This window comes from uncultured Romboutsia sp., assembly GCF_958366745.1.
GTDB lineage: Bacteria > Bacillota > Clostridia > Peptostreptococcales > Peptostreptococcaceae > Romboutsia > Romboutsia timonensis.
The window spans coordinates 1-7,939 of the sequence record NZ_CATXCO010000107.1; the positions used below are offsets into that span (position 1 = coordinate 1).

The 7,939-nt window shown below is 27.0% G+C and carries 9 protein-coding genes and 1 pseudogene; all 10 read right to left on the reverse strand.

The window, feature by feature from the left end:
* The coding region (locus Q5F54_RS08095; RefSeq protein ID WP_302334212.1) for a phosphopentomutase at positions 1-648 on the reverse strand (648 nt) is incomplete at its 3' end.
* A gap of 18 nt (positions 649-666) precedes the next feature.
* Complete coding sequence (locus Q5F54_RS08100; protein ID WP_288525544.1) at positions 667-1,542, reverse strand: tyrosine-type recombinase/integrase; 876 nt, start codon at positions 1,540-1,542, stop codon at positions 667-669.
* 11 nt (positions 1,543-1,553) lie between these two features.
* Complete coding sequence (locus Q5F54_RS08105) at positions 1,554-2,162, reverse strand: hypothetical protein (RefSeq protein WP_281538687.1); 609 nt, start codon at positions 2,160-2,162, stop codon at positions 1,554-1,556.
* A gap of 61 nt (positions 2,163-2,223) precedes the next feature.
* Positions 2,224-2,754, reverse strand: a complete 531-nt coding sequence (locus tag Q5F54_RS08110; RefSeq protein ID WP_302169042.1) for an NUDIX hydrolase — start codon at positions 2,752-2,754, stop codon at positions 2,224-2,226.
* Complete coding sequence (locus Q5F54_RS08115) at positions 2,726-3,823, reverse strand: DUF3866 family protein (RefSeq protein WP_281538688.1); 1,098 nt, start codon at positions 3,821-3,823, stop codon at positions 2,726-2,728. The genes Q5F54_RS08110 and Q5F54_RS08115 overlap by 29 nt, the downstream gene beginning before the upstream one ends.
* Before the next feature lie 4 nt (positions 3,824-3,827).
* Positions 3,828-4,652 (reverse strand): glycosyl transferase, encoded by an 825-nt coding sequence (locus tag Q5F54_RS08120; protein WP_281538689.1) that lies wholly within the window; start codon positions 4,650-4,652, stop codon positions 3,828-3,830.
* A gap of 6 nt (positions 4,653-4,658) precedes the next feature.
* Positions 4,659-5,351 carry a glycosyltransferase family 2 protein gene (locus Q5F54_RS08125; RefSeq protein WP_288523711.1) on the reverse strand — a complete coding sequence of 231 codons (693 nt, stop codon included), beginning with the start codon at positions 5,349-5,351 and terminating at the stop codon, positions 4,659-4,661.
* A gap of 15 nt (positions 5,352-5,366) precedes the next feature.
* Entirely contained in the window at positions 5,367-6,242 is an 876-nt protein-coding gene (locus Q5F54_RS08130; protein ID WP_281538691.1) for a copper transporter, read from the reverse strand.
* Positions 6,243-6,257: 15 nt separating this feature from the next.
* A complete protein-coding gene (steA, locus tag Q5F54_RS08135) occupies positions 6,258-7,379 on the reverse strand; it encodes a putative cytokinetic ring protein SteA (protein ID WP_281538692.1) in 1,122 nt (373 codons plus the stop codon).
* Between the two features lie 131 nt (positions 7,380-7,510).
* Positions 7,511-7,939 (reverse strand): annotated as a pseudogene (locus Q5F54_RS08140) (hypothetical protein); the annotation flags it as partial.

Genomic DNA, 7,939 nt, shown 5'->3' on the forward strand with positions numbered 1-7,939 from the left:
AGGATTTAATGAATAATCTCTTCTATTTGAAGTTCTTTCAAATTGTCCTTTGCATGGTCCTACATATGGTCTTGCTATAACTCTAGCTACAGCATATTCTCCCATCATTATTTCTCTAGCTATTTTACACATATCATATAATTCTTCTAAAGGAATTATATCTTCATGAGCTGCTATTTGAAACACACTATCTGCTGAAGTATAAACTATTACATCACCAGTTTTCATTTGATGTTCTCCAAATTCATCTAATATTGCAGTTCCTGATGCTGGCTTATTAGCTACTACTTTTCTTCCTGTTCTTCTTTCAAACTCATCTATTATTTCTTTTGGGAATCCATTTTCAAAAGTTTTAAATGGTGTATCTACTAATAATCCTGTCATCTCCCAATGTCCAGTAGTAGTGTCTTTTCCTTGAGATACTTCATTACATCTACCAAAAGAACCTATTGGAGAATCTACATTTTTTATGTAATCAATTCCATCTATGTTTCCTAATCCAAGTTTTACCATATTAGGTATTTTTATATCGTTAAATTCTTTAACTATATGACCTAATGTGTTTACACCTTCATCACCAAATGCCTTAGCATCAGGTAATGCACCTACTCCAACACTATCAATTACTATCCATATAATTCTGTTCATATTTTCCTCCTTAGCTGTTTATTTTCTAGGATGTTTTTCTTTTATTTCTCTTCTCATATTTTTATTTATATGATTTAAATATGCCTGTAAACTAGATAAATTTGCATTTCCTAATATTTTGCTAACTACAGCTATATTTGCTCCTTCATTTAGCAAATGAATAGCAAATGAGTGTCTAAGCATACTAGGATTAATATTTTTATTTATATTAGCAATACTTGCATATTTCTTTATAAGCTTCCAAAGTCCCTGTCGTGTAAACCTTTGCCCTAATGAATTTACAAATAGAGCATTTTCTGTATCTTCAGTTATTTTAGGTCTTGCTTCTTTTATATATTTTTCTAAGTAAACCTTAGTTGTATCTGAAAGAGGTATAACTCTTTTATTTTTAGCAATATTACAATATATATAATCTAATTCTAAATCTACATCTTCAATATCCATATCAACTAGTTCTGAAACCTTTATTCCTGTTCCATATAATACCTCGAATATAGCTTTATCTCTTATCAACTTAGGTGTATCTAACTTAGGAAAATTTAATAATGCTTCTATTTCTTTTTCTGTTAATATATCTACTTCATGCTTTTCAACTTTAGGCTTTTTTATAGTCTTTGCTGGATTATTATCTGTTATGTGATTTAAAAATAAATAATCATGAAAAGATTTAATAGAGGATATCATTCTAGATACTGTGGCTACTGATACACTATCCTTTTCTAAGCTTATTATATACCCTATTATATCATTTTCTACTACATCACTTACTTCTAAATTTATGGATTTTAAATAATCCATATACTTTTTTATATCTGTATAATAAGATAATACCGTATTGTTTGATAATTTCTTTTTATCTTTTATATAGTTTATATATTCCTTTACAACTTCCATAGTAAACTCCTTTATCTGACTAGGAACTTAATAATACTAATAATTAAAGTGTTTAATAAAACTTGTAAACCAATAGTTATAGCTAGTACAATTATTGAGTTTAATAGATATCTTGAAAATAAAAAAATTATCTTGCTTCTGTTTCTACTTTTCTTAAACTCAAGTACCATTTCTTTTATATAATTAATTGAAATCAAAATAAGTATAATGGTACCTAATATAATAATTAAATTTTTAAATGTCGTTATAAGAATAAACTTTATACTTTTTAATTTCATAGCTAATATAACACTATTTATAGTATAGCCCATAGATATCCCTTTTACTATAAATAATATCAACGTTATTGGAAATGTTACTACAAATAAAGTTGATAAAGAAATATACATCATAAAGGATATATCAGACTTTAAATTAGCTAGCACTATATTTTTTATCGATATTTTTGAGCTATAATACTCTACAATAGGATTAATGCTATTTACTATGTTACCTTGATAATCTGGCCACATTTTATTTAAATATGTACCAATTACTACTGCTGTTAAAAATATAAGTCCAATAACTATTAATTGTTTATTTATTTCTCTAAAATAACTTTTCTTATATGTTCCTCTCAAATTCATAACCTCCTCTTACATCTTACAAAATAGTATGTACAAAAAGAGGAGGTTATTCCTTTTATATTAATTCTTTAGCTAATAAAATTCCTATTGCAGTTTTTGCGTCTTCTATTTCATTATTTATTACCATATTTCGAGCTTCATTTATATCAATTTCATATTTTTCTATAATTTCATCTTCATCAAATTCAGGTTCGCCCTTATTAAGACCTGTAGCTAAAAATATATATATTTTTTGATTTGAAAATCCTGCTGATGTGAAAAACTTGTGTATTAATTTAATATTTTTAGCACTATATCCTGTTTCTTCTTTTAATTCTCTTATAGCACAATCCTTTGGATTTTCTCCTATTTCAAGTTTTCCTGCAGGTATTTCCCATATAACTTGTTCTATTGGCTTTCTAAATTGCTTTATAAGCACCACTTTATCATCATCCGTTAATGCAACTATTGCTATAGCCCCTTGATGTTCTACTATTTCTCTTTTTTGATATCCTTTATTTTCTATTTCTACAGTATCAACTTTCAAACTTATTACTTTTCCAGTATATATCCTATCACTACTTATGGTTTTCTCTTCTACTATCATCACAAACCTCCGCTAGATAATAAGCTGCCGTACTTGCAGCCTCAAAAAATTCCTTATCTTGATCAAAGTTTCTACCCATACTTCTTACCTTCAGCTCAAAGTACTCTAGATCTGCTTTAGAATTTTCATTATTGATATATACTATATTATGTTTTAACTCTAATTTATTATTCCTTAACTGTTCTTTTATGTAACATAACTGTTCTTCGTTATAAGTACATATAGGTAGATTTACACTCACATTTACTATCTCTTTAAGTACAGTTATACTATGGTGAGATATTCCTTTATGTCTCTCCCTTTGATCTGCAAAACTTATTCTTGGTATAGATATAGGCATACCACCAAGCTTTTGAACCGCATCAAGTATCGGCCCTTGCTCTATGCCTGTAAATCCATATTTAGTTCCTGTACCAGCAATTCCAGGTCCCATACTTACAAATACAACATCTGCCTTTAAAACCTCTTTTGCTGTTATCAAAGCTGTGTATATATTTATACATTCATAATCTCCACCGAATGCACTACCTATTGTTATAGTATTATCTATCAATCCTTTTTTCTTTAGTGTATCAACATTTTTACTTAAGTATATAGGAAGAGCAGCTCCATCTGTCATTATGTATACTAATTTTTTCTTTGGGTTTAACCTTTTATATGATGCTACAAAAGGAGTTAACATACTATGTAAACTTCCAACCACAACTGGCATATTATCTAAGTTCGAAAATTCTTCTATATTTTTATGATAAGCACTTTCTTGCTCCTCTACTGAGTCTACCTTTACTTGAAGCGGAGTATATCTTAACTTCATTATATGTCCACCCTTAGTAAAGTTTGACTCTAAGTTATTTAAGTTAGCTATAACAAAATGATATCCACCTGTTCCTAAACTTAGCTCTACAGCAGTTGTATTTAGAAGTACTTCATCCCCTATATTTATATGTCCTGTAATCTTAGGATAGTTATAGGCCCTTTGTAGCTCTCCATTTATTTTTACTCTTATATCATCTAATTCTCCATTTTGATCTACTATAGATTCAACTATTCCTATTTTTTTACTTATCATAAGATTACCTTCCTAACTTATCTATGAAATTTAAAAACTTATTATTCTCTATTATTTTAGTTAATGAATACTTTTCTGTAAGTATATGTATAAATATTAAGAATGCTAACCATATTAATCTAACCTTTAACGGGTATCCCATTACAAATAATATTCCAATCGATATTCCTAATACATTAGAACCAGTATCACCCATCATTGCTTTTGCTTTTAAGTCTTGGTTAAAATACGCAATCACATTTGGAAATATTAATAGTAAAAGATTTCTTGTATATTCACCTAGTGTAAATAATAATACTATTGATATCAATAAATATCCTTTTATAGCTCTACCTGGTCTTAAATCCAATAGATTCATTAAATTTGTAGATAAAGCTATTATTAATGTATTTATAACTATGTCATAAATATTCTTAGATATAGCTATTGATATTACAAGACCTATGAAACCTCCAAATAAAGCTTTGAATCCACCTGTTGTTAGCTTTCCATTTAATAAACTTTTAAAGTGCCCTTTTAGTCCACTTACATCTCTATTTCCTATAATATCATCTAATATCCCTGCAAAAAACATAGATACTAATCCAAATAAAAATATAAATATATGTAACATATCTTTAAAATTAGTTGTAAAATAAGCTAATATTATAGCGTTTATAATAAGCATAGGAAGAAACACTATTCCCATACTAACAGGTATCATATCTTTTTTATAATTAGGCCTTAGTACATTACTCTCAATTAGTAAACTTCTAAATAGAGGTATTATAGCATAAGTACCAAGTAATCCAGTTAAAATTAAAATGGCATAAAGTATATAATTATTCATCTAATACTACCTCCATTCTTTTTTCTTTTGTCTTAAGACCTTCTTTATATGATAAAATTGTTTCCCTCTATGTATAAATCCTTTTAAATTTCTACCAGTTTCACTATGAGTCATATTAACTAAAACTTCTTTTACAGTATATCCATGTTTTAGTATATCTATAGTCATACCTACTTCTACACCATATCCATATGGCATTTCTTTAAACTTTTCTAGTACTTCTTTTTTAAATATTCTTTGCCCTGATAAAGTAGCATCTAATTCTTTACCCGTCATTTCTAATACAGATTCTTTTGCTAGTCTCTTTACAAATCCTAATCCACCTTTTTTCGTAGCTGGTGGAAACTTAGCTATTATAACATCTGCTTCATTGTTTAATATTGGAGTTATAAGCTTTTTAACTTCGCTAGATGTAGAACCTAAATCTCCATCTAAAAATCCTATAATAGTTGCATTTTTCATTGCTATTTTTAATCCATAATTAAGAGCATAGCCTTTACCTCTATTTTTGTCTAGAGTAAAAACTTTTATTTTTTCACTTTCAATTGAATTTGCAATTTCAGTTGTTTTATCACTTGATCCATCATCTATAACTAATATTTCATTTATCTCATTTATATCTTTTATATTTTCTAAAGTATCTTTAATTTTATCTTCTTCATTATAAGCTGGTATTATTATACTTATATAAGGATTCATACTTATCTCTCCTTTTTATTTTTTATATGGTATTATGCTATCTGAACCTTCTAGCTTTCCAAATTTGCCTGCTATACTACTGTCTTGAAGTACCATAACTAACGATAATTTACCTATACCCTCATCTACATTATCTATAGTTGTAACCTTGTCATTAAAATATAAATCTACATATGAAAATTTAGTATTACTTTCTTGAACACCTACTATATTTTTATCTTTATCCTTTAAAGTTTCTATTAGTATTTTATCTATATTTTCATATTGTTCTTTACCTAGCTTACCATTATTTCCACCGGCTATTACTACAGAGTTATAACTTTGGTAATTTTCATTTAATGAATTTATCTTTATCATTTCTGCATCTTCAAGTTCTTTTAATTTTAAAGTAGCATTACTTTCACTTAAAGCTTCTTCAATATATGCCATAATATCTTTTGTATCTTTTATTTCTAAATTTAATTTAGTTGCTAGTTCTTCTATCTTTTTTTCATTAAATATATTGTTATTTAATGTTATATCAAAAGCTACATTTCCATTAGCAGTAGTTATTATTTCTTTTATCTCTTTTGTATAGTCATTGTCTTGATTAGTAGATATTATTCCTATGTTTTTATCTGTTAGTCTACCTACTACTAAATTATTTACATTATCATTTATAAATGCTATAGCTTTATCATAGTCATCACTTAAATCAGCTAAGCTTTTTTCTAAATTATCATTTGTTACTTTTAGTGCATCAAATTTATTATCTAAATCACTTATAACACTTGCTTGTTGTTTGCTAAGTTCTTGGTCATAGTTCAAGTTATACCCTACTAATATACCAATCCCTAAAGATATAAATATAGCCCCTATACTAACTATATAATATTTCATATTTATATGCATAATAATCCTCCTAAATTACATCTGTAATAATAACCTTAACTTTAATTGCATCAGATGCATAAATTGTTTTACACTTGGTGTGAAAGATGCAATTATAAGTATTGGGAATAACGCAGTTGCTATTAACGCCCAAATATATTTCATCTTTAATTTACTTCTATACAGTAAATTAACACCCTTTGCATCTATTAATTTAGCACCAATTTTTAATCTAACTAAAAACGTACTTGCCATACCTTTTCTACCTTTTTCTAGGAAATCAATCATATTTGAGTGCGTTCCTAAAGCAACTATAAGTTCTGCTTTATATTCATAAGCAATAAGCATAGCTATATCTTCACTAGTTCCTGGTGCAGGGAAAACTATCGCATCTAAGCCTAAATCATTTACTCTTTTTAATCCTGGTGCTCTTCCATCCGTATATGCATGTACTATTATTTCTTTGGCTTTTTTTAATGCTTCATCACTTACACTATCCATATCGCCAACTATAACATCTGGAGTATATCCAAACTCAAGTAATGCATCTGCTCCACCATCAACACCAACTAAAATTGGTTTCATCTCTTCTATGTATGATATTATTGTACTTAAATCTTGCTTATAATCTTGACCCCTTACAACTATTAATACATGTTTATTTGCATAGTTTGTTTTAACATGTGGAATTTCAACTTCTCCTAGTATAAATCCTTTTTCTTTCTTTGCATAATCTATAGTATTGTCTATAAATCTGTCTAGTTCTACTGATAAGTTCTCGTATGCTTTCTTTAACTTTTCTGAAACCTGTTGCTTATCTAATACTTCACCGCTTCCTAAAAGTTCTCCATCTCTATATATATTTCCATCTATAACTTCTATTATTTGACCTTCAGCTAAATTATGAAATAACTCTTCTCCTACATTATCGATTATTAGTATGTTATTTTCAGTTAGTATACCTGGTCCTTTATTCGGATATCTTCCACTTATAGACTCTGATGCATTAATTACAAGTTTAATCTTACCTTCTACTAAAGAGTTTGCAGCAACTTCATCAATATCTACATGATTTATAACCGCTATCTCTCTACCTGTAAGCCTTTTAGCAAGTCTTTTAGTTTTTCTATCCACCTTTATAGGTGCTTGGACTTTCATATTGTAAACCTCCGACATCTTTTTTAAAATCACATTCAATTATATCACTATTTAACAATAAAAGAAATATTTTAAGTTTTTATATATTTATTCATATGTTACATCTAATCTATATTAATATCATAAATTACTTATAACTTCAATAAATTTATTAGGATATCCTTTTTATTAAGTAAATGATTTTTTATAACTTCATCTAGTAAAAAGTTTAACTTTTCTCCTATCTCTTTACCTTTATATCCTAAATCTTTAAGTATTTTTCCATTTATATCTAAATCACTTATTTTATAACATTCTTTGCTATTTTCTATTTCATTTAATTTAATAATACATTGCCTAAAAAATTCAGCTTTATTTTTATTATCTAAAAATACATTGTAAATTAATTTTAATTTAAAAACTTTATTTAATTTTTCATATCCAATATTATTTAGATATCTTTTAATAACTATATTGTCTATTTTTTCAATATCTTTAATCATATATTCCATAATATCATTACAGTAATTTATTACTTTGTTTGAATATCTTAAATTATTTATAATATTTACTTTCTTTAT

What these genes read in the sequence shown, in the direction of transcription:
- Q5F54_RS08100 (WP_288525544.1), bottom strand. Translation starts at nt 1,542, where the DNA reads ATGGAAGTTGTAAAGGAATATATAAACTATATAAAAGATAAAAAGAAA.
- Q5F54_RS08110 (WP_302169042.1), bottom strand. Translation starts at nt 2,754, where the DNA reads ATGATAGTAGAAGAGAAAACCATAAGTAGTGATAGGATATATACTGGA.
- Q5F54_RS08115 (WP_281538688.1), bottom strand. Translation starts at nt 3,823, where the DNA reads ATGATAAGTAAAAAAATAGGAATAGTTGAATCTATAGTAGATCAAAAT.
- Q5F54_RS08120 (WP_281538689.1), bottom strand. Translation starts at nt 4,652, where the DNA reads ATGAATAATTATATACTTTATGCCATTTTAATTTTAACTGGATTACTT.
- Q5F54_RS08125 (WP_288523711.1), bottom strand. Translation starts at nt 5,351, where the DNA reads ATGAATCCTTATATAAGTATAATAATACCAGCTTATAATGAAGAAGAT.
- Q5F54_RS08130 (WP_281538691.1), bottom strand. Translation starts at nt 6,242, where the DNA reads ATGCATATAAATATGAAATATTATATAGTTAGTATAGGGGCTATATTT.
- steA (WP_281538692.1), bottom strand. Translation starts at nt 7,379, where the DNA reads ATGAAAGTCCAAGCACCTATAAAGGTGGATAGAAAAACTAAAAGACTT.